Source organism: uncultured Tyzzerella sp. (assembly GCF_963558545.1).
Taxonomy (GTDB): Bacteria; Bacillota; Clostridia; order Lachnospirales; family CAG-274; genus Tyzzerella.
This window is the reverse complement of the sequence record NZ_CAUWHO010000037.1, coordinates 1-21,704: the sequence shown is the minus strand read 5'-3', so window position 1 is coordinate 21,704 and position 21,704 is coordinate 1. Positions and strand designations below refer to the sequence as shown.

Below are 21,704 nucleotides of genomic sequence, written 5' to 3'. Positions count from 1 at the left end.
AGAGCAGCTGACTTGTAATCAGCAGGTTGGGGGTTCGAGTCCCTTCATCGGCTTATAAATTGAATATTAATTGTAAAATTATGGATCTTTAGCTCAGTTGGTTAGAGCATCCGGCTCATAACCGGACGGTCCAGGGTTCGAGTCCCTGAGGATCCACTTTTTTTGGCCCAATAGCTCAGTTGGTTAGAGCGCTGGCCTGTCACGCCAGAGGTCGAGGGTTCGAGCCCCTTTTGGGTCGTGACTTTAAGGTAATATCTATTTTAGATATTACCTTTTTTTATTGGTTATATAATGTATTTAGCGGTAGTGAAAAAAATCACTAAAGCTAAACATTATACAACTTTTTTTGTTTGTATAATGTTTAGTAGGGAAATATTAATGTATTAAAAATAACACCTGAAACAGTAAAAAATAAAATAGAATTTAATATTTTTAGTAGATTATATATTTTTTACTTATGTAAAGACATATATAAAGTCTTTAAATAAGATTAAATATTTTTTTAAAATATATTAGGATTTACTATGTGTGTAACATTATTTATTTTGAGAATGTCCTAAATTAGTTAATACAAATTTAGGATACTTTTACTTATATATTAATTTTAAAAAGCATTAAATTAAATACACAAATTAATATTATGTTCATAAGTACCTAAAAATTTATATAGATAATATTCTATATATAAATATCTAAAATTATTATCTTTTGTTTTTAAGGTATTTAGTATAAAAAAAGAAGATAGCTTTAACTATCTTCTTAAACTATTTTATGTCTACCCTTTGGTACAATCATAGGGGTTTTTGAAATAGGGTCTTGAATAACTACACAATCTAAATTAAATACTTCTTTTATTAATTCTTCTGATATAACTTTTGAAGGAATACCTTCACATATTAAATTTCCTTTATTTATAGCAAATATATAATCTGCATACCTTGCAGATAAGTTTATATCGTGTAATACCATAACTATTGTTGTTTTATGTTTTTTATTTATATCTGTTAATAAATCTAAAATTTCAATTTGATATGATATATCTAAGTAAGTCGTTGGCTCATCTAATAATAATATATCTGTTTGTTGTGCTAAAGCCATAGCTATCCATACTCTTTGGCGTTGTCCACCAGATAATTCATCTATATTTCTATTTGCTAAGTCTTGAATATTCATAATTTTGAGAGCCTCTTCAACTGCTTTTTTATCTTCTTTAGAGTTTACTTTTAAAAAGCTTTGATAAGGAAATCTACCTCTAGACACTAAATCAAATACACTTATACCTTCTGGGACAATTGGTGATTGTGGCAATAATCCTAAAATTTGAGCCAAATTTTTAGAATGAAACTCTTTAATAGGTGTATCATTTATAGTTACATTACCTAATTTAGGTTTTAACAATCTTGCAAAGCTCTTTAATAATGTAGATTTTCCACAACCATTAGAACCTATTATTACACTTATTTTATTGGGTGGGATAGTTATATTTACATTGTTAATTATTTCTCTATTTTCATAGCTTAAAACTAAATTGTTACCTTTTAGTATTTGTTGATTATACATATTATAAACCACCTTTTTTATTTAATTTGAGTAATAATATTAAAAGATATGGTGCACCTAATACTCCTGTTATAACACCAACTGGATATCTTGTATTTAATGCAAATTGCCCTATTAAATCAGATAATAAAACTAAAATAGCACCTACTAAACCAGATATAAATATATTTTTACAACCTGTACCTAGTATCCTTTTAGATATTGGTCCAGATAAAAAAGCTACAAAAGATATTGGCCCTGTTACAGAAGTTGAAAAAGAAATAAGAAAAACTGAGCTTATAATAAGAAATATTCTTATTATATTAGTATTTACACCTAAAGAAATAGATAAATCTTCTCCTAATTCCATAATTTTTAAATGATTTTCAAAAAATAATATTATACAAGTAAAAATAATAGTTATAACAAATAGGCTAGGTATACTTTTCATTTGAACACCATTTAAACTACCATTAAGCCATCTTAATGCTTCTGGAACATCATACTCATTTGCATTAATCATAATATAAGAAATAAATGAATTTAACAGAGTTTGAATGCCTATACCTATTAATATAAGCCTATTATTAGAAAATACATTTCCTTTTGAAATAATATAAATAAGTATAGCTACAAATATTCCAAAAATTGTAGATATTATTGATACAACAACACCAGAGTAGTTTAATACTAGAATACAAAACACTGCTGCTGCACTTGAACTAGTACTAATACCTATAACATCTGGGCTTGCTAAAGAATTTCTTAATATAGTTTGAAATGTATTACCAGCAATGGCAAGGGATATGCCTACTAAAAGTCCTGCTAACATTCTTGGAAGCCTTATTGTATTTATAGAAAAGTTAGCACCATCTATTTTTTCTCCTAACAAAACATTTATTACTGTTTTTAGTGGATAAAATTCTTTGCCTATCATTAACATACTAAAACACAAGATTAATGTTATTAGTAATAACATTGTAGTTATAAATATTAGTTTTTTTCTTCTTTTTAAATAGCTTTCATTAATGTTGTTTGTTTTTTTCATAATGAACGAACCTTTGCTTTCATTGAAATAATAATAAATATTGGAGCACCTATAAATGATGTAACTATCCCAACTTCAAGCTCACTAGGGGAGCCTATAAGTCTTCCTATAACATCTGAAAAGGTTAATATAATTCCTCCTATAAATGCCGATATAGGTATTATAAACTTAATATTATTACCAAATAACATTCTAATTATGTGAGGTGCCATTAAGCCAATAAATCCTATTGGTCCTGCTAAAGCTGTTACCGTAGAGCATAATAAAATTGCTGAAATAGTACTAATAATTCTAGTTAGTCCTACTTTAACCCCTAAGCCTATTGCCACTTCATCTCCTAATGCCAACGCATTTAATGATGGTGCAACAGCAATACTTAATATTATACCAATAATAATAAATGGTAACATTGAAAGTATAGATTGCCAATTTACTCCACTAACACTTCCTACTTGCCAAAATCTAAAGCTACTCATAACATCACTTCTTGGCAACATAACCATATTTATTAGTGAAGATAAAATGGAACTTATTATAACACCTGAAAGTGCAAGTTTCATAAGAGATATTCCACCATTGCCAATAGATGCTATAAAATAGACGGCTATTGCTGTTATTAATCCTCCTATTAAAGCTAATACTATATATTCTTTATAGGTGGTAATACCTAAAAAAGCAATGCCTAAAACAACAAATAAAGAAGCTCCCATATTTATCCCTAAAATACTTGGGTCTGCAATAGGATTTCTTGTTATAGATTGCATAAGGGTGCCTGATATACCTAAAGAGGCACCTGCCAGTAGGCTAAAAATTGTTCTGGGTATTCTTTCCTTTACAACTATTGCATCAAAACTGTCATTATGTATATTTTTTAATGTATTTAGAACTGTTAATAAGTCAATATTTTTAGAGCCGAATAATAATGAACTAAATACACATAATACCAATAATATAATTATTGCTAATAGTATATTTATAAAATTTATGTATTTCATTATATTTTATCAACTGCCTCACTAATTATTTTAACATATTTTTCAATAGTATAAGGTATTGACAAAGCTGATGGTGTGGCAGAAGCTGCTAAAGGTGTGCCATCTTCTATAAGTGCAACAGAACCTCTTTTTATAGCTGGCATAGTACTCATTAATTTATCTTCTTGTAAAGCTTTTAATAAGTTTTCATCTCCATAGCATACTATAACATCTATATCACTTAGCATATCAATATTTTCTGCACTTAGCTCTAAAGCAAAAGTATTATTATCTTTTGCAATATTTGAAACACTATCTGGAAGGCTAAAACCTAAATCTAAAAGATAATCTGCTCTAGGGTCTTCTGGTAGGTATATGAAAAACTTTCCTAAATCAGATGGGTTAAAATAAAAGAAAGCAGCATTTTTACCTTTCATTTGTGGGTATTTATTAATTTCTTCTTTTATAATATTTTCTAAATCTGATACAAGTTTCTTACCTTCTTCCTCCATACCAATAGCTATTGAATTTAAAAGTATTTGTTCTCTCCATTTAGTTTGCCAAGGTAATTTTGGATATGCAACAACTGGTGCTATTTGGCTTAATAAATCATAATCTTCTTTTGTTATTCCTGAATATGATGCTAAAATTACATCTGGATTTGAAGAACTTATTGCTTCAAAATCTAATCCATCTGTATCATCAAAAACATTTGGAGATTGCTCTCCTAATTCTTTAAATTTTTCACTTGTCCAAGGTAATAGCTCAGTTTCATCGTTAACACCATAGTTTGCTTTTGATACACCAACTGGTAGTATGCCAAAGGCTAAAGGTAGGTCTTGGTTTCCCCAAGATATTGTTGCTATACGTTCTGGTTTGTTTTCAATTACTGTTTCGCCGAATGCGTGTTTTATAGTAATAGGGAATTGCTCTTTATTTATATTATTACTAGTAGATGTATTTTCTACACTATTGTTTTGTGATGTTTGTTTAGAATTATTTGAGCAACCTGTAATTGTAATACCTAAAGTTAAAGTTAGGATTAAACTTATTTTTTTAAATTTCATATTTTCCTCCTAGTAAAATAAACATTGTAACTAATTATCTATTATGTGCTTTATCTATTATTATATGTTCTTGCTCCCAATCATTTGTATTGCTGTTATAAGTTAAATTAAAGGCTTTTCCAAAGCCCTCTACTAGTCTTCCTTCTATAAGTTTTATTTCAAAAAAGTCGAAGTCCATTTTGTATAATACGTCCATCATATTTTTACTATGTATTTTTTCAAATTTTGTTTTTATCTCATCACTTACTTGAGATATTTTTGTAGCTTCTCCTTTAAAGGTTACCCTTTTTCTAGCAAATAGTACAGGTGAGTTAGTTTCATCTTCAATAACCATAACACTAGTATTTTTATTACTTTCTAAATTTTTATAGTGCTCTGCAACTTTACTAATATAAATATACATTTTATCATTTATAATAACATAAGGGGCATAGCTTGCTTGAGGAGTATTGTCTTCATTTATTGATGATATAAAAGTTGTTTTTTTACTAGCTAAAAGTTCTTTCATTTTTTTATTCCTTTCTTATTTACAAGTATCAATTGGTGTAATCATAAGTTTATTATTATTTTCACAAATATGACACTTTATATTGTATACATTTCTTAAATTTTCACAATTTATTACATCTTTAGGTGAGCCATAGGCAAAAATTTTACCATTTTTCATAAGCACAATTTTGTCGCTATATTCACTTGCTTGATTTAAATCGTGTAAAACCATAATTATATTTATTTTTTTCTCTTTATTTATTGTATGTATTAGTTTCATTAGCTCTAGCTGATGAGAAATATCTAAATATGTAGTAGGCTCATCTAACAGTAATAAATCTGGTGTTTGTGCTAAAGTCATAGCAATCCATACTCTTTGTTGCTCTCCACCTGAAAGACTATTTACAAATTTATCTTCATAATGTAAAACATTGGTATATTTCATAGCTTGTTCAATTATTTCATAGTCTTTTTCATTTTGCCTTTCATACCATTTTTTATGAGGCAACCTACCATAAGAAACAAGCTGTCTTACTGTTACATTACTTGTTACAGAATGATGCTGAGATAAAATAGCTACCTTTTTAGAAAACTCTTTTATAGATTTACTATAAATATTCTCATTTTCTAAAAAAATATTTCCAGACATTGGCTTAATATACCTTGTTAAACAACTAAGTAACGTAGATTTACCAGAGCCATTAGGTCCTATTATTGAAATTATTTCGCCTTTTTTTATACTTAAACATAAGTTTTCTATTATTTTCCTATTTTCATAACCTGCATTTAATTCTATTACATTTAACAATATTAAGCACCTTCCTTTTTTCTAAGTAAATATAAGAAAAATGGTCCACCTAAAAGTGACATAACTATACCAACAGGTAGTTCGACACTACCACCTATTGTCCTAGCTATTGTGTCTGCTAACAATACAACTATACCACCTAAAGAAATAGATAAAGGTAAACAATATTTATAATCATCACCTATAATAATTCTAGATATATGTGGTATTATTAACCCTACAAATCCTATTATGCCTACAATAGCAGTACATACTCCTGCTAAAAATACACCTATGATAGATATAAACAACCTTAAATGCGTAACGTTAAAACCTAAGTTAAGGGCAGTTTTTTCACCAAGTGCCAAAATATTAGCAGGTCTTATACAAAATAAAGATAAAAGTAATCCTATTGTAATGTAAAAACCTAAAAGTTTAAAATCGTTCCAAGTTTTTTGAGCTAAGCTACCATTTAACCATAATAAAGCACTTTGTATTCTATCACTATAAATAATTGTAAGAAGCGATATTATACTACCGAATATAGCATTTATTGCAACGCCTGATAATATTATTCTATTAGGCTTTATATCGCCGTTTTTCCAAGCTAATAAAAATACTAAGGCACAAGATATTAACCCTCCTATAAAAGCCATTAATGGTAAAATTATAGAATAAACAGGAAATACTAAAAGTATAATAATAGCCATAACACTAGCTCCAGAAGATACTCCTGTTATGCCAGGGTCTGCTAAAGGATTTTTCATAACTGCTTGTAATAATATACCTGAAACAGCTAATGCACTACCTACAAAAGCAGCTATTAAATTTCGTGGTAACCTTATATCATATACTATTGTATTTAATAAGTTATTATTTTTATTAAAGATGGATAAAAATATTTCTTTTACACTAAACTTTACACTTCCAAAAATACATAATATAAAAATTAACATAAATAAAATTAAAAAAGATATTATGATTAAGGTTATTTTTTTTATTGTATTAGTTTTCATTTAAAATTTCCCCAAGCTCTATTAATGCTTTATCAACAACATTATTTGCAGATGTACCAAATATAGCAGAATCTAAATAATATACTTTATTATTTTTAACTGCAGTTAAGCTTTTTAAAGCAGGATTTTCATTAAATAATTGTTCAAAAGCCTTTTTGGTAGAATCCATATTACCGTGTCCAAAAGCTAAAATAATATCTGGTTCATTTTTTAGTAGTTGCTCTAAATTTAAATTGATATATCCATTTGGGTCTACTTGTAAAGGGTTATCTCCATTATTAATTACTTCTGTTGCTATATTTTTTACACCTAATGCTTTTACAAGGCTACCTATATATGTATTTTCTGTTGCTAGCATATTGCTCTCTGAGCTACCCATAATTATTGCTACTTTTATATCTTTATTTATATCTGTCATATCATTTAATGGTTTTTTAAATTTTTCTATAATTTCTGTTGCTTCTTTCTCTTTACCTATTTTTTTGCCAAGCATATCTATACTTGATAAAAATTCTTCGTAAGTAGATGTGTCAACATAAAATGTTTCGATACCATATTCTTGAGCTGTTTTTTCTATTTTGTCTTTAAACATAGTATCACCTATTAGAAGTTCTGTTCCTACGGATAAAACTTTTTCAAAATCTGGAGAGAAGGAGCTTCCTATTTCTGCTACATCTAAATATTCATTTGGTAAAGTTAATTTTGTAGTAGGTCTACCAACAATATCTACGTTCATATCTGATAAAATTTGTGATATAGCTACACTAGCTACTGAAATTTTCTTTTGTTGTTCAACATTTTGTTGTGGAGTATCTGTATTGTCTGTATTTTCGTTATTTTCTACTTTAACATTTTCCTTATTCTCTTTTTCTGTTGATGTGCTACCACAACCAACTAAGATACTACTAATTAAACTAATAGATAATAAAAATTTTTTAAATTTCATAAATAACCTCCTGTTAAATATATGTTATTTATTATTAACTTTAATTTTATAATATTAACATATGTTAGTTTATATTAACTATATTAATGGTATAACAAATTATTTAATTTGTCAATTAAAAATTTTTATTATTAAAACAAAAGGAAAAATTATATACGTATGTTCATATTAATTTTTAGGAATAAAAATATATGCAAATAATATTAAGGTTGTAGACATAGTCTACAACCTTAATATTATTTTAGTTTTAATTATTGTAATAATCTAATATGCCTAAATATATTGCCCAAGCTATTTTTTTTTGATATTCTTCATTTTTTAATTTATTGTTTTCTTCTGTGTTAGATAAAAATCCACATTCTACAATTATAGAGGGCATAGTTGTTTGTTTTAATAAATAATAATCTTTATTTTCTTTAGCTATTCTATTATTAGTACTATCTATTTCTTTAAATCTATTTTGTACACATTCGGCTAATTTTTTACTTTCTTCTGAACCACTATAATAAAAAACTTGAGCTCCTTTTACATTTTCTTTAGGAAAAGAATTTTGATGTATACTTACTAATAAATCTACATTTTCATTATTGGCTATATTTTTTCTTTCTTTTAAGTCCTCTCTTTTTTTGTTAGACAGGGAGGTATCATCTATTCTAGTTGTTAGAACAAATCCCCCCGATTGCTCTAAATATCCTTGTAAATATTTAGATATTTGAAGGTTTATATCTTTTTCTAATGTTCCATCTTTTGCTACTTTACCTGGGTCCCATTCTCCGTGTCCTGCATCTATTACTATATTTTTGCTAGCAATAGGCATAGAAAATGTTTCTACGGTTTCTGTAAAATAAGTTTTCATCATACCAATAAATATAATAAAAATATATAGGTATAATAAAAATTTATTTTTATTAATCTTTTTTAGAAATAGAGATAATTTCATCATTATTATTTACAACCTCCATTTCAATTTCAATAGGTTTGTTTATATTTTTGCTATCTTCTAATTGTTTTTCTAAATTTTTAGATTTTTCTAATAGAGTACTATTTTCATTTTCTAGAGTTTTAATTTTTTCTCTTAACACATTTTCTATCTCTATTTGGTCATTATTTTTATTTTGTATAATGTCATTTAATTTTAATATTTGATTATTTTTTTCATTTAATTGGCTATTTAACATTTTTAGTTTATTTTCTAAAATAGAGTTTTTATAAGTATTATTATTTATATTAGAATTTTTTTCTGCGTACATATTTTCTTTATTTATATTAAACTTAGAAAATTCTTCAAGGTTAAAATTAGACATAAAGTCGTTTGCTAAAGGAACTCTATTTGCAAATTTATCTGAAATATTGTTATAATTTTTAGGTTCATTTATGTTATTATTTATATTTTTATTTTCTATGTTATTTACAAATTGATTATTTAGATTTGTTATAAATTTTTCTTGTTCATTTATTTGAATATTGTGCTTGTTATTAATTATACTATTATTTATATTAAATAGGCTTGGCAAAAGCTCTGGTAACATATAAATATTTAAAGTGTTTTTACTATCTATATAAACTTCATTTATAAGGCTATTTTCTATGTTATTGCTTGTTATAAATTTTGCTTTTACAATATCTTGTGTTAAAGCTCCTCTATATTTAGATACTCCAGAAAAAGATATACCAAAATTATCAGACATACAGTAATATAAATTAGAATTTGTAACAAAGCTACAATACAAGTTATTATTTAATACGTTTATATTACAATTTTTTATTTTTTGACCTTCAAACAAAACTATTGGACTAGATATACCACTTTCATCTTTTCTTCTATATATTACTTGGCTAGAAAATAAACTTTTTGTTATATATATATAATGTATAATATTTTTAAATGAAATAAAAGAGTAGTCTACTATTTGATACCCTGTTCTATGTATTGTTATAAAGTTTGATATATTTCCATTAGTTATTTGTTTATATCCTATTTGAATATCTTTATTTCTCTTTTGATATGCAATTATAATATCATCTTGGTTTATTTTTTGGACATCAAATATACTATTAGTTAAAATAGATAGTGTATCTATATTTTCTTCATTACTCCAGTTTTTACCGTCAATAAGAGTTCTTATAGATAAAAAATTGTTATTATAGCTAGGTGTATTATATATAAGGCTCATATTATTTTTAAAAAATATAGGATAAAAAATAATATTTTCAGCTACTCCACTTTTATTTTTAAATAAAATTTTTTGTACAAAATTATCTTTTTCTTCTACACATAAAATAATATCGCCATTATAATTTTGACAAAAAACGTATATCTCTTTATTAGGTCCAACATCTACTGTAAAGTAATCTGTAACATTTTGAATTATTTTATCTGTAGTTTGATAATTGTTGTTTTTTGTTTTTTTACAATAAATGCTCCTTTCTTTTCCATAATAAAATGAGAGTATTTCATTATTTTTATTTATTAAAATATAATTATTTTGCAATTTGCTCACCTCTTAAAATACTTTATATATTTATATTCTTTATAAATTAAACTTATAACTCTTAATAATTAGTATATATTTAAAAAAATGTATATAAAAAGTTAAAATTTAAATAGGTGTATTTAATATATTAATTAGCTTTATTTTATATAGAAAAGTAATATTTTAAATAGAAAAATTATATAATGGTTAATATTGATGAATATTATATAAAGTAAAGGAAGGTTGATTGGTATGCTTAATTATTTATGGGGAGGTATGATTTTAATAGGTATAGTGGTTGCTGCTTTTACAGGTAATATGCAAAATATAACACAAGCTATATTAGATTCATCTAAAGAGGCAATTACTGTATGTGTAACGATGATGGGCATTATTGCTATGTGGTCTGGTATGATGGAAATTGCAAATAGGTCTGGACTTATAAAAGAGCTTAGTAAAAAAATGCGTCCATTTTTGTCCTATATTTTTCCAGATATACCTAAAAATCATAAATCTTTAGATTATATATCTACAAATGTTATAGCTAATATTTTAGGGCTTGGTTGGGCAGCAACACCAGCGGGTATAAAAGCTATGGAAAGTTTACAAACAATTAATAAGAAAAAAGATGAGGCTAGCAGGTCTATGTGTATGTTTTTAGTATTTAATATGTCTAGTTTACAAATTATATCTGTAAACATAATAGCTTATAGGTCTCAATTTAACTCTGCTAATCCATCTGAAATAATAGCACCTGGACTTTTTGCTACATTAGTATCTACTGTTGTTGGGATATGGGTAATAAAAATTATAGAAAGGTGGAAATATAGATGAAATTTATTTTGTTATTATCTGATTTGATGATACCACTTGTTTTAATTTACATATTATTTTATGGATATTCTAAAAAAACTAATGTATATGATGCCTTTGTAGACGGAGCAGAAGACGGGTTTAAAACTGTCTTTAAAATAGCACCTACACTTATTGGGCTTATGGTAGCCGTTGGTATATTAAGGGCATCTGGTACATTAGATTTATTAAGTAACATAATATCTCCTATTGCTGAAAGGATAGGGTATCCAACAGAGGTTGTACCATTAACATTTATGAGGCTTGTTTCTTCATCAGCATCTACTGGTATATTATTAGATTTATTTAAAACATATGGTCCAGATTCTTTTATTGGAAAGTTTGTAAGCGTAATGATGAGTAGTACAGAAACTGTATTTTATACTATGAGTGTATATTTTATGGCTGTTAATATAACAAAAACAAAATATACTTTAGTAGGGGCTTTAATAGCAAATTTTGCTGGAGTTATAGCTAGTTTATGGATATGTAATATATTATGGAAATAATACAAAAAGATATAGGATAAAACCTATATCTTTTTGTATTATTTTTAAATTATAAATTAAGATTATATATTTATTATTGTATTAATTTTTATTTTAATAAGCTTATAGTATCTTCTATCATAGTATTAACTGCTGATAATCCACCATCTGATATATACCAAGATTCTGGGTCTATCATAACTACTTTATTATTTTTTACTGCATTTGTGTTATTAACTAAATCGTTGTTTAATGTAGATTTAGCATCTCCATCTTCACCTACAACAGCATCTCTATCTAAAACAAATAATATATCAGGATTTATCTCTGATATGTACTCAAAAGATACTTCTTTACCGTGACTAGTAGGTTCTTCTCCATCTTTATACATATTTTCATCAGCGTGTTTATAACCTATTATGTCGTGTATAAAGCCAAACCTTGAGCCACTTCCATAAGCTTTTACTTTTCCACCACTTGTTAAAATAATTAAAGCTTTTTCCTCAATATCTTTAACTTTTTCTTTAGCTTCATTTATTTTATCTTCTAATTTATTATATTCTTCTAATGCTAAATCTTCTTTATTAAATATTTTACCTATATTAGTTACATTTGTTTTAAAATCTTGCATATAGTTTTTATAGTCTATGCCAACATATATAGTAGGGGCAATTTTATTTAATTCTTCATAGAAATCTTCTTGTCTACCACTTATAAATATAACATCTGGTGCAAAAGTATAAATAGCTTCTAAGTCAGGCTCTTTTATACCACCAGCATTAGTAGAGTTTTCGTACCCTGTTATATATGAAGGAATACTTTTTAAAGGTAGTGCAAATTCTGCATCTATGCCTAATTTATCTATTGTGTCTAATGTACCCATATCAAACACAGCAACTTTTTTAGGATTTAATTTTACTGTGCTTTCTCCTTTAGAATGAGAGATAGTAATCTCTTGCTCTGTGGCTTGACTATCTTCTTTAGAAGTATTTGTAGCTGTTTTTTCTGTAGCACCACAAGCAAATAAGCTAGATGCCATTAAAAGTGTGAATGATAATTTTAATAATTTTTTCATTTTTTATCTCCTTTTATATTTATATAATATTTTTATGAGTAGTATAGACAGATATTTTCTCCATCTATATTTTTTACTTTAATATCCATACCGTAAATCTCTTTAAGGACAGGCTCTTTAATTATTTCATCTTTTTTACTATTTTTTACTATTTGGCCATTTTTCATAGCTATAATATAGTCTGCGTATAAAGATACAAAATTTATATCGTGTATAACAATAATAATTGTTTTATTTTTTTCTCTTGATAACCTTTTTATGTTTTTCATTATTTTTACACAATGGTGCATATCAAGATTATTAAGTGGTTCATCTAAAAATACATATTCTGTGTCTTGGGCTATAATCATAGAAATAAAAGCCATTTGTCTTTGCCCACCAGATAGCTCATCTAAATATCTATCTTGTAAATCTTCTATTCCCATATATTTTATAGCATCATTTATATGTTGTTTATCCTCTTTAGTTAGTTTACCCTTAGAATATGGAAACCTACCAAAACTAACAAGTTCTTTTACTGTAAGCCTTATGTTTAAATTATTAGACTGTTTTAGTATAGAAATTTTTTTAGAAAGTTCGTTATTGTTCCATTTAGAAAGCTCTTTATCATCTATATAAACTTCTCCACTATTTTTAGACAGAGTACGGCTTATTATAGATATTAATGTACTTTTGCCAGCACCATTTGCTCCTATAAAAGCTATAACTTGACCTTTTGGAATATCTAAAGATACGTTGTCTATAATAGGTGTTTCTCCATATTTTTTTGTTATATTTTTTAACTTTATCATTACCTTTTTGCCTCCGTTAATATTAAGTATATAAAGTATAGCCCACCTATAAAGTTTATAATTGTACCAATAGTTGTATTAAAGCTAAATACTTTTTCTACTAAAAATTGTCCTACTATTAAAAATAAAAATCCAATTAAAACAGAGCATAATATTCTATATGTATGTTTGTATGTTTTCATAAGCTCTCTTGATATACTTGCTACCAATATACCTAAAAATGTAATAGGTCCTGTTAAAGCAGTAGATACAGCTACTAATATAGATATAACAATAAGATTTTTTAAAACAAAATGATTATAGTTAATACCAAGATTAATGGCGTGGTCTTTACCAAGAGATAGAACATCTAATGTACTATAATTTTTTATAGTTAAGACAAATACAACTAAAATTATTAGTATACTTATAAAAAGTAATTCCTCATTTACATTAGAAAAACTAGCAAACATTTTACCTTGTAAAACAAAAAATTCATTTGGGTCTAATACTACTTGCATAAAGGTTGTCATACCACCAAAAAGATTACCTACAATCATACCTGATAGTATTAGAAAATATAAGTTTCTATTTTCTTTTAAAAATAATACTATAAATAGTATTAAAGAAAATAAAACCATAAATCCTATTGATAAGAAATAGTTACTATAACCACTTAACATTGACAACGTTTTAGAACCAAAAAAATAAACTATAACTGTTTGTAAAAACATATATAAAGAATCTAAGCCTATAACACTAGGTGTTAATATTCTATTATTTGTTATTGTTTGAAAACTTACGGTAGAATAGCCTATGCAAAAGCTAGATATTGCTATTGCTAAAATTTTATTAGCTCTTTTTGGTAAAAAATACCCTATATTACTTTCGTTTACACCTAAAAATAAAGATATGCTACAAGCTATTACAATTAATATAGTTAATATAAAAATCTTTTTTTTATTAGACATAACTTCCTTCCTTTACAATTATTTTTCTTTTTTAAATAATATAAATAAGAAAATAATACTACCTAAAACGCTTATTATTGTGCTAACACTTATCTCATAAGGATATATAACAATTCTACCAATAATATCGCATAATAAAACGAATATAGCACCAAGTATTGCAATGCTAAATATGGTATTTTTTATACTATCACCTTTAGTCATAGAAACTATATTAGGTATTATAAGTCCTACAAATGGAATACTACCTATACCAACAACAATAAGAGATGTTATAAACGATATTAATATAAGTCCTATAGTTACTACCTTTTGGTAGTTTATACCTAAATTTATTGAAAATTCCTCTCCCATACTTGCAATAGTAAATTTATTTGCATATATATAAGTTATTATTGCAACAGGTATACCTAAGTATAGTATTTCATAATTACCTTTTATTACCGTAGAAAAATTGCCTTGTAGCCAAGATGAGATATTTTGTATAATATCGTATTTATAAGATACAAAGCCAGTTATTGAAGATACAACACTACCTAACATCATACCTATAAGAGGAACCATAAGGCTATTTTTTAATTTTATATTTTTTAATATTAGCATAAACAAAAAATTACCCAACAAAGATATTATAAATGCAACTAATATTTTAATTAGCTTATGGTCGCCACCAAAAAATAACATAGATATTAACACACCAAACCTACACCATTCCATAGTGCCTGCCGTAGATGGAGATACAAATTTATTATTAGTTATTGTTTGCATTATAAGGCCTGCTATACTAAGCCCAGCACCAGTTATTATAATTGCTAAAAGTCTAGGTAATCTACTTATAGTTATTAAAAAAACATCATCTGTATTATTAAATAAAGCACCAATAATACTAAATTCTTTAACACCTATTTGAATAGATATTATACTTAATATTATAAGTATAATAAGATATATATAATTTTTATAAAAAATTTTCATATAACCTCCTAAAATAATATTAATAATTAAATCCTAAATATTAGGATATAATAGTTATTATTAATATTATCAAATGCTAACGATAGTTAGTTTAGCATAACCTAATAATTTTGTCAACATTATTTTGTCTTTAAATTAAACTTTTTTAGTAAAAAATATGTGTTTTAATCTTTATATATATGTTATAATATGTTATAATTAATTTATTTATAAATTTAATAAAACTTTTACAGGAGGATTATTATGCAGATAATTTGTATATATTCTGGAGTTTCTCCTTTTGAGCAAAAGTTGGACTATGTGTTTAACGTGTTTAAAAATACATTAAATGAAATAGACGTTAAAGTTAATACATTAGATATTACAAAATTAGAAATAGGTTATTATAATGGTATAAAACAACCTATAATTGAAAATATATTTAGCCATATTAAAAAAGCTCAAGGGGTCATATTTGCGTGTACAGCTCAAAGATTTGCTATAAATGGGGCTATGCAAGTATTTTTAGAACATTTAGATTATAATTTATATAAAGACGTACTAAAAGATAAGCATTGTATGTCTATAATAACATCTTCTGATAATAGTGAGTATATGGCTGGTAATTATATGAATACTATTATAGAATTTTTAGGTGGAATAAATGTAAACAGTATGTTTATTGGAAAAGATTATCTAACTAATATAGAGATATCTAACGATACTACTGAAATTATAGAAAAATATGCTGAAGATTATTACCGAATGGTTAAGCAAAACCGTAAGTTTTTTACTTCAAACCCATTTAAAAATCCTAATGTTAGAATGCAAAAACCTGCATTTAATTTTAATGTACAAAATGATGAAATATCCATAGAAAATCTTATAAAACAAGATGATAAACCAATAAAAAGTTTGACAGGTAACCAAGTTGCTAATTTATATAAAAAGGAAATTGATAATAATATAGAAAGACAAGCTAATAATACCAATTATAATAATGTTCCTAAAAATAACATTAATGAAATATTAAAGCATTATAAAAGTCAACAAGAAAGTAATGTTAGTAACGTAAATAACAATATTAATGCTGATAATGGTATATTACAAAGCAATAACCAATACTTAAATCAAAACCAGAACAATCAATTTAATAACAGTCAGTTTAATAACAGTCAGTTTAATAACCAAATAGATAATAATAATATAGCTCCTCAAGAGGACATAGACCATATAGCAAAGCTTTTGGGACAAAAATATGAAGAAGAAAATAATATTAAAAGGCAACTAAGTGAATATGTAAAATATAATAATAACAAATCTAATGATATATCGCCAAGTATAAGTACTCTAAAGCAAAAAACTCAGAGCCTACATCATTATTTTCAACCTCAACTTGCAGGAGATATAAACATTGTTATGCAGGTTAGTATATCTGGTAAAGAGAATTTTAATGGATTTATTGTTATAAAAAATGGTGAATGTAATTATAGTGAAGGAACTTTCCCTTCGGCAGATGTTACTATTATATCTGATAGTATTGTATGGGAAGAAGTGCTTAGCGGAAAATGTACACTGCAAAAAGCATTTATGCTTGGAAGATTAAAAGTAAAAGGTAATTTTGTTATTATAAGTAAATTTGAACAGTTTTTTAAAGTTATTTAATATTTTGGAGGATATATATGAAGTTTACAAAAATGCAAGGCTGTGGAAATGATTATGTATATATAAATTGTTTTGAAGAAAATGTAGAAGACCCTAGCGAACTTTCTAAAAATATGAGCAATAGAAACTTTGGAGTTGGGTCTGATGGGCTTATTCTTGTTATGCCTTCTGATGTAGCAGATTGTAAAATGAGAATGTTTAATAGTGATGGCTCTGAATCTGAAATGTGTGGTAATGGTATAAGATGCGTTGGTAAATTTGTACACGACAAAAATATTGTGAAAAAGGATATAATAACTGTTGAAACTTTAGCAGGTATAAAAACTTTAGAATTTTTTAAAGATGATAAAGGTGCTGTTTTAGATGTTAAAGTAAATATGGGGTGCCCTATATTTAACCCTAAAGATATACCTGTTATATCAGATGAAGAAATTGTAAAAAATTTAAAATTAAAGGCTTTAGATAAAGAGTTTATATTTACTTGTTTATCTATGGGAAATCCTCACGCTATCACATTTGTAGATGATGTAGATAACTTTGATGTAGATAAATATGGCTCTATTTTAGAAAGTAACCCTGCATTTCCTAAAAGAGCTAATATAGAATTTGTAGAGGTTTTAGATAACAATAACCTTAAAATGCGTGTTTTTGAAAGAGGAAGTGGAGAAACATTTGCTTGTGGTACAGGGACTTGTGCAACAGTGGTAGCATCATTTTTAAATGGAAAGTGCCATAGAGAAAATGTAGATGTAAAACTCCTAGGCGGAACATTAAATATATCTTGGAGCCAAGAAGATAATAATGTTTATATGACAGGGCCAGCAAGGTTTGTATTTGAAGGAGATTGGCTTTTATAATGCTAAATCAAAAAATATTTGATATACTATTTAAATTTGGTAATAAACATAAAAAATTAACAGTTTTTACTACTATATATTCTTGTTATTTATTTTTTATTATGTATATAATGGGCTATATATATATTATTTATAATATCCATAAATTTGGATATAAAATTTTAATAAAATATGCATTTGTACCATTAGTTACTATTATTATAGCAAAAATACTTAGAAAAAAGATAAAAGCTAAAAGGCCCTTTGAAAAATTAAATATAACTAGTTTGGTAGCACATAAAGGTGGAAACTCTATGCCTAGCAACCATTCTGCCAGCGCTATGGTTTTGGCCTTAGCCCTTACATATATATTGCCTCAATATTTTATATTTTTTATAATTTTGGCAATAATAACAGGTGTATTTAGGATTTTAGCAGGATTGCACTATCCTATAGATGTTTTATTTGGTTTTATTTTAGGTCTTATAATAGGGATTTTAGGGTTTTTTATCTTATTTTAAAAGAGGGTTTATATGGATATAGAAATTGTAGAAGAAATATTAAAAGGCAATTTAGATGCTTTTTCACAGATTGTAGATAAATATGAAAAAATGATTTATAACCTTGCATATAGAATATTTAATAATACATCAGATGCAGAAGATATGACACAAGAAATATTTATTAAAATATACAAAAATATTTATAAGTGTGAGGGCAAGCAGAGTATAAAAACTTGGGTTTATACTATTGCTTACAATACTTGTATAGATGAAGTTAGAAAAAGAAAAGGGAAGAACAATATATCTCTTGATATAGAGATAGAAGGTGAAGAAAATAGTTTTTCATTAGATGTGCCTTCTGATGAACCTACACCAGAAAGTGCTCTTTTACAAAAAGAAGGATTTTTAGAAATAGAACAGGCTATAAATAGTTTAAATGAAATTAATAAATCATTAGTATTTTTAAGGGATATAAAAGGGTTTAGTTATAATGAAATAAGTGAAATAATGGGTATTAATATAGGAACTGTAAAGTCTAGGTTAAACCGTGCAAGGAATACGCTTAAAAATATGCTTAAATTTTAATATGGAACATTTTTTATAAAAATACGTTTAAAACTATATAATTTTTATTTCTAAAAAAGTAAAGGAGGTAGAGCTAATGAATTGTAGAGAAGTTTGCAATAAAATGTATGATTATATAGAACATCATATTTCTCAAGCTGAAGCAATAGAGTTTGAAAGCCATATGAAAGATTGTAAAAAATGTCAAGACGAGTACTATAAGAGAGAAAAAGTTATAATAAAATTAAAGAATATTAAAGATATAGAGCCACCAAGCGATTTAAAACATAAAATTTTATATAGCATTAAAAATGAACAAAAAACACAGAAAAAATCATCTAAAATAGCTTATTTTAAGAGGTATTCTTATGTTGCTGCAGTAATGATACTTTTTATAGGTGGGTTTTATACAATAAAAATTATGGAAAATAGTCCTGTTAAAAATGATATTTATAATGTAAATAGTTTAGAAAATTATACAGATGTACAGAAAAAAACAAAAGAAATAAATAACCAACAAAATGCTCAAAACTACTTAGATAAAACATCTAATGAAGTGGCAAGTAAAAAAAGGATAACTGATAATACATCTAAAGTTGAAGAAGATAATATAAGTGAAAATACTAAAAAAATTGTAGAAGAAACAACAGAAAATGATACACAACAAACATCATTTAGAAAAAATACTCACGATATTAAAGTTGAAGAATCGCCAATGGTTAGTAATTTTCGTGCTATCCAGGATAATCCTAATAAAAATTATTTTTATGAAAAAACAATATTAAAAGATGATAATATGCAAAACTTTAAATATGATATAGCTTTATATAAAAATCAAATTTGTAGTATATATTTTGAAAATAATTCTGAAGAAAATGTATCTTTATTTGTTGAAAATATAGACTCTGAAAAAGTAAGCCAAGATATTTTAGTAGAGAAAAAATCTAACAATATTATGGAATTTTATATTAAAGAAAGCGATTGCGAACAAGATGTTTATACTATTAACATTGAGGCTTTAGATGGACAGAAAATAGATGGATACTTAAAAATAGAGATTTTTGAAAAAAATGATTAGAAATACAGAGGCTTATATGGGATATTTAAATATTGAAAATATATCGGACTTTTGCTATAAAATAGAAATGCCTAAAAATATAATAAATTTAATAGCAGAAAAAATTTGCTTAATAGATGAAAGTGAAATTAGTGGGTTTTATTATGATTTTTTTTGTTTTGGAAAAGCGGAGGAAACATATAAAAAATTACAACAATATACGGATACTTTAGATAGCGATAAAATTTGCGAATTGACAGTATTATTAGCTTTTGCTATAAGAAGCTACGATAAATATAAAGAAAAAAACATTAGTGATAAGGTGTATATTGATACAATGAAATGTTTCTCTAGGTTTATAAACGAAACATATAAGTGGACAGGAAAATATACTTTTGATAGAGGGTTTTGGGTTTGGAGACAAATTTCCCTTGTTTTATTTAGAGTAGGCCAATTAGAATTTGAAATTTTTAATGTAGATGAAAATACAGCTGAAAAATTGAATATTAATAAAGGCGAGCAGGTTTTGAATGTACATATACCAAATGATGCTATATGTACAAGAGAACAATTAAATTTATCTTATAAAGAAGCAAGAGATTTTTTTAAAAAGTATTTTAACAAAGAATATGAATTTATATGTTCTAGTTGGCTATTAGGAAAAGAGCTTGGAGATTTTATAAAAAGAGATGGGGGTATATATAATTTTAGAAAAGATTATGAAGTAGTTGATTATTTTGAAAGTGATGATTATTTACAATGGGCATTTGATAGATACAGTGGAGATATAAAAGAATTTCAACCAAAAACAAAACTACAAAAAGCTATAAAAATACATTTATTAAATGGTGGTAAAATGACAGTTGGTACAGGAATAATAAAAAATAAAAAAATATAAAAAAATGTATTGACAAAACATAAAATATGTAATACAATAAACAAGCAGTAAAGTTACTGCTTATCTTATGGAGGATTACTCAAGTGGCTGAAGAGGCTCCCCTGCTAAGGGAGTAGGTCGTTAACGCGGCGCGAGGGTTCAAATCCCTTGTCCTCCGTTTTACCCTAAGTGTTTACTTAGGGTTTTTTGTTATTAAATATAATTAAGATATGACTTATATTTTAAATGAAAAATTATATACGAGTGTTTGTATTAGTTTTTATGAATAGAAATTGATTTATTATAATTAAGAATACAATACTACAAAAAGGGAAAATTATAATATATATTTAAAAATAAAATTTTAGAAGTATCATTAATTATTTTATATAATGTATAAAGTTAAAATTTAAGGAGATAATATATGACAAATGATAAACTTATAATAAGAATAAATGAACTTGCCAATAAGGCAAAGACTATAGGTCTTACAGAAGATGAAATGAAAGAAAGAGAGGAACTTAGAAAACAATATATAAAAAACTTTAGAGAAAAGTTTAAAACAGAAATATTAGATAATGTTTATATAGTTGAAGAAGATGGAACAAAAACAAAACTTACTAAATAGCTATTGTTTTATTTAATAATTAAAAATTTAATTATACCTTTAATATTTTATAATAAAAAATATAAAAAAGTGTTGACATTAAAAAGTAGTTATGGTAATATAATCAAGTCGCTAAAATAAAGCA

Annotated in this window: 23 protein-coding genes and 3 tRNA genes; 12 read left to right on the top strand and 14 right to left on the bottom strand. The window is 25.9% G+C overall.

Going from position 1 to position 21,704, the window contains the following annotated elements; genetic code table 11:
- The first annotated feature begins 82 nt into the window (after window positions 1–82).
- Both R5Z65_RS06975 and R5Z65_RS06970 read left to right on the top strand, forming a co-directional pair.
- A tRNA-Ile gene (locus R5Z65_RS06975) sits at window positions 83–156 on the top strand.
- Window positions 157–164: 8 nt separating this feature from the next.
- A tRNA-Asp gene (locus R5Z65_RS06970) sits at window positions 165–238 on the top strand.
- A gap of 521 nt (window positions 239–759) precedes the next feature.
- Here the strand turns inward: R5Z65_RS06970 and R5Z65_RS06965 are convergent.
- The 10 genes from R5Z65_RS06965 to R5Z65_RS06920 form a co-directional block, all read right to left on the bottom strand.
- Complete coding sequence (locus tag R5Z65_RS06965; RefSeq protein ID WP_317368098.1) at window positions 760–1,560, bottom strand: ABC transporter ATP-binding protein; 801 nt, start codon at window positions 1,558–1,560, stop codon at window positions 760–762.
- A gap of 1 nt (window position 1,561) precedes the next feature.
- Window positions 1,562–2,587: an iron ABC transporter permease gene (locus tag R5Z65_RS06960; RefSeq protein WP_317368097.1), complete on the bottom strand. Its 1,026-nt coding sequence runs from the start codon at window positions 2,585–2,587 to the stop codon at window positions 1,562–1,564.
- Entirely contained in the window at window positions 2,584–3,582 is a 999-nt protein-coding gene (locus tag R5Z65_RS06955; RefSeq protein ID WP_317368095.1) for an iron ABC transporter permease, read from the bottom strand. The genes R5Z65_RS06960 and R5Z65_RS06955 overlap by 4 nt, the downstream gene beginning before the upstream one ends.
- Window positions 3,582–4,628: an iron-siderophore ABC transporter substrate-binding protein gene (locus R5Z65_RS06950; protein ID WP_317368093.1), complete on the bottom strand. Its 1,047-nt coding sequence runs from the start codon at window positions 4,626–4,628 to the stop codon at window positions 3,582–3,584. Before R5Z65_RS06950 ends, R5Z65_RS06955 begins: the two co-directional genes overlap by 1 nt.
- Before the next feature lie 34 nt (window positions 4,629–4,662).
- Window positions 4,663–5,136, bottom strand: coding sequence for a pyridoxamine 5'-phosphate oxidase family protein (locus R5Z65_RS06945; protein ID WP_317368092.1), 474 nt, complete (start codon window positions 5,134–5,136; stop codon window positions 4,663–4,665).
- Window positions 5,137–5,151: 15 nt separating this feature from the next.
- Window positions 5,152–5,925: an ABC transporter ATP-binding protein gene (locus R5Z65_RS06940; RefSeq protein ID WP_317368091.1), complete on the bottom strand. Its 774-nt coding sequence runs from the start codon at window positions 5,923–5,925 to the stop codon at window positions 5,152–5,154.
- A 2-nt stretch (window positions 5,926–5,927) separates the two neighbouring features.
- Entirely contained in the window at window positions 5,928–6,920 is a 993-nt protein-coding gene (locus tag R5Z65_RS06935; RefSeq protein ID WP_317368090.1) for an iron ABC transporter permease, read from the bottom strand.
- Window positions 6,910–7,866, bottom strand: coding sequence for an ABC transporter substrate-binding protein (locus R5Z65_RS06930; RefSeq protein WP_317368089.1), 957 nt, complete (start codon window positions 7,864–7,866; stop codon window positions 6,910–6,912). The genes R5Z65_RS06935 and R5Z65_RS06930 overlap by 11 nt, the downstream gene beginning before the upstream one ends.
- 247 nt (window positions 7,867–8,113) lie before the next feature.
- Window positions 8,114–8,725, bottom strand: a complete 612-nt coding sequence (gene cwlD / locus R5Z65_RS06925) for an N-acetylmuramoyl-L-alanine amidase CwlD (RefSeq protein WP_317368088.1) — start codon at window positions 8,723–8,725, stop codon at window positions 8,114–8,116.
- Between the two features lie 49 nt (window positions 8,726–8,774).
- Window positions 8,775–10,358, bottom strand: coding sequence for a hypothetical protein (locus tag R5Z65_RS06920; RefSeq protein WP_317368087.1), 1,584 nt, complete (start codon window positions 10,356–10,358; stop codon window positions 8,775–8,777).
- A 234-nt stretch (window positions 10,359–10,592) separates the two neighbouring features.
- Here R5Z65_RS06920 and R5Z65_RS06915 point away from each other — a divergent pair, with 234 nt between their 5' ends.
- Complete coding sequence (locus tag R5Z65_RS06915) at window positions 10,593–11,174, top strand: nucleoside recognition domain-containing protein (RefSeq protein ID WP_317368086.1); 582 nt, start codon at window positions 10,593–10,595, stop codon at window positions 11,172–11,174.
- Window positions 11,171–11,701 (top strand): nucleoside recognition domain-containing protein, encoded by a 531-nt coding sequence (locus R5Z65_RS06910; RefSeq protein ID WP_317368084.1) that lies wholly within the window; start codon window positions 11,171–11,173, stop codon window positions 11,699–11,701. Before R5Z65_RS06915 ends, R5Z65_RS06910 begins: the two co-directional genes overlap by 4 nt.
- A gap of 88 nt (window positions 11,702–11,789) precedes the next feature.
- Here R5Z65_RS06910 and R5Z65_RS06905 read toward each other — a convergent pair whose 3' ends face one another.
- Genes R5Z65_RS06905 through R5Z65_RS06890 form a run of 4 tightly spaced genes read right to left on the bottom strand, consistent with a single transcriptional unit; the run spans window position 11,790 to window position 15,471 of the window.
- Complete coding sequence (locus tag R5Z65_RS06905) at window positions 11,790–12,755, bottom strand: siderophore ABC transporter substrate-binding protein (protein WP_317368083.1); 966 nt, start codon at window positions 12,753–12,755, stop codon at window positions 11,790–11,792.
- 32 nt (window positions 12,756–12,787) lie between these two features.
- Window positions 12,788–13,546 (bottom strand): ATP-binding cassette domain-containing protein, encoded by a 759-nt coding sequence (locus R5Z65_RS06900; RefSeq protein WP_317368082.1) that lies wholly within the window; start codon window positions 13,544–13,546, stop codon window positions 12,788–12,790.
- Window positions 13,546–14,496, bottom strand: a complete 951-nt coding sequence (locus R5Z65_RS06895) for an iron chelate uptake ABC transporter family permease subunit (protein ID WP_317368081.1) — start codon at window positions 14,494–14,496, stop codon at window positions 13,546–13,548. Before R5Z65_RS06895 ends, R5Z65_RS06900 begins: the two co-directional genes overlap by 1 nt.
- Window positions 14,497–14,514: 18 nt before the next feature.
- Window positions 14,515–15,471 (bottom strand): iron chelate uptake ABC transporter family permease subunit, encoded by a 957-nt coding sequence (locus tag R5Z65_RS06890; RefSeq protein WP_317368080.1) that lies wholly within the window; start codon window positions 15,469–15,471, stop codon window positions 14,515–14,517.
- Window positions 15,472–15,714: 243 nt separating this feature from the next.
- Here R5Z65_RS06890 and R5Z65_RS06885 point away from each other — a divergent pair, with 243 nt between their 5' ends.
- The 8 genes from R5Z65_RS06885 (at window position 15,715) to R5Z65_RS06850 (ending at window position 21,580) form a co-directional block, all read left to right on the top strand.
- Window positions 15,715–17,115, top strand: a complete 1,401-nt coding sequence (locus R5Z65_RS06885; protein ID WP_317368079.1) for an SCP2 sterol-binding domain-containing protein — start codon at window positions 15,715–15,717, stop codon at window positions 17,113–17,115.
- 17 nt (window positions 17,116–17,132) lie between these two features.
- Entirely contained in the window at window positions 17,133–17,972 is an 840-nt protein-coding gene (dapF, locus tag R5Z65_RS06880) for a diaminopimelate epimerase (RefSeq protein ID WP_317368078.1), read from the top strand.
- Complete coding sequence (locus R5Z65_RS06875; RefSeq protein ID WP_317368076.1) at window positions 17,972–18,472, top strand: phosphatase PAP2 family protein; 501 nt, start codon at window positions 17,972–17,974, stop codon at window positions 18,470–18,472. Before dapF ends, R5Z65_RS06875 begins: the two co-directional genes overlap by 1 nt.
- A 12-nt stretch (window positions 18,473–18,484) precedes the next feature.
- Window positions 18,485–19,039 carry a sigma-70 family RNA polymerase sigma factor gene (locus tag R5Z65_RS06870; protein WP_317368075.1) on the top strand — a complete coding sequence of 185 codons (555 nt, stop codon included), beginning with the start codon at window positions 18,485–18,487 and terminating at the stop codon, window positions 19,037–19,039.
- 76 nt (window positions 19,040–19,115) lie between these two features.
- Window positions 19,116–20,096 carry a zf-HC2 domain-containing protein gene (locus tag R5Z65_RS06865; RefSeq protein WP_317368073.1) on the top strand — a complete coding sequence of 327 codons (981 nt, stop codon included), beginning with the start codon at window positions 19,116–19,118 and terminating at the stop codon, window positions 20,094–20,096.
- Window positions 20,089–20,973: an acyltransferase domain-containing protein gene (locus tag R5Z65_RS06860; RefSeq protein WP_317368099.1), complete on the top strand. Its 885-nt coding sequence runs from the start codon at window positions 20,089–20,091 to the stop codon at window positions 20,971–20,973. The genes R5Z65_RS06865 and R5Z65_RS06860 overlap by 8 nt, the downstream gene beginning before the upstream one ends.
- Before the next feature lie 69 nt (window positions 20,974–21,042).
- A tRNA-Ser gene (locus tag R5Z65_RS06855) sits at window positions 21,043–21,130 on the top strand.
- Window positions 21,131–21,376: 246 nt separating this feature from the next.
- The gene (locus R5Z65_RS06850) at window positions 21,377–21,580 is read left to right on the top strand and encodes a DUF896 domain-containing protein (RefSeq protein ID WP_317368072.1); all 204 of its coding nucleotides are present in this window, start codon (window positions 21,377–21,379) and stop codon (window positions 21,578–21,580) included.
- The last annotated feature ends 124 nt before the right edge of the window (window positions 21,581–21,704 follow it).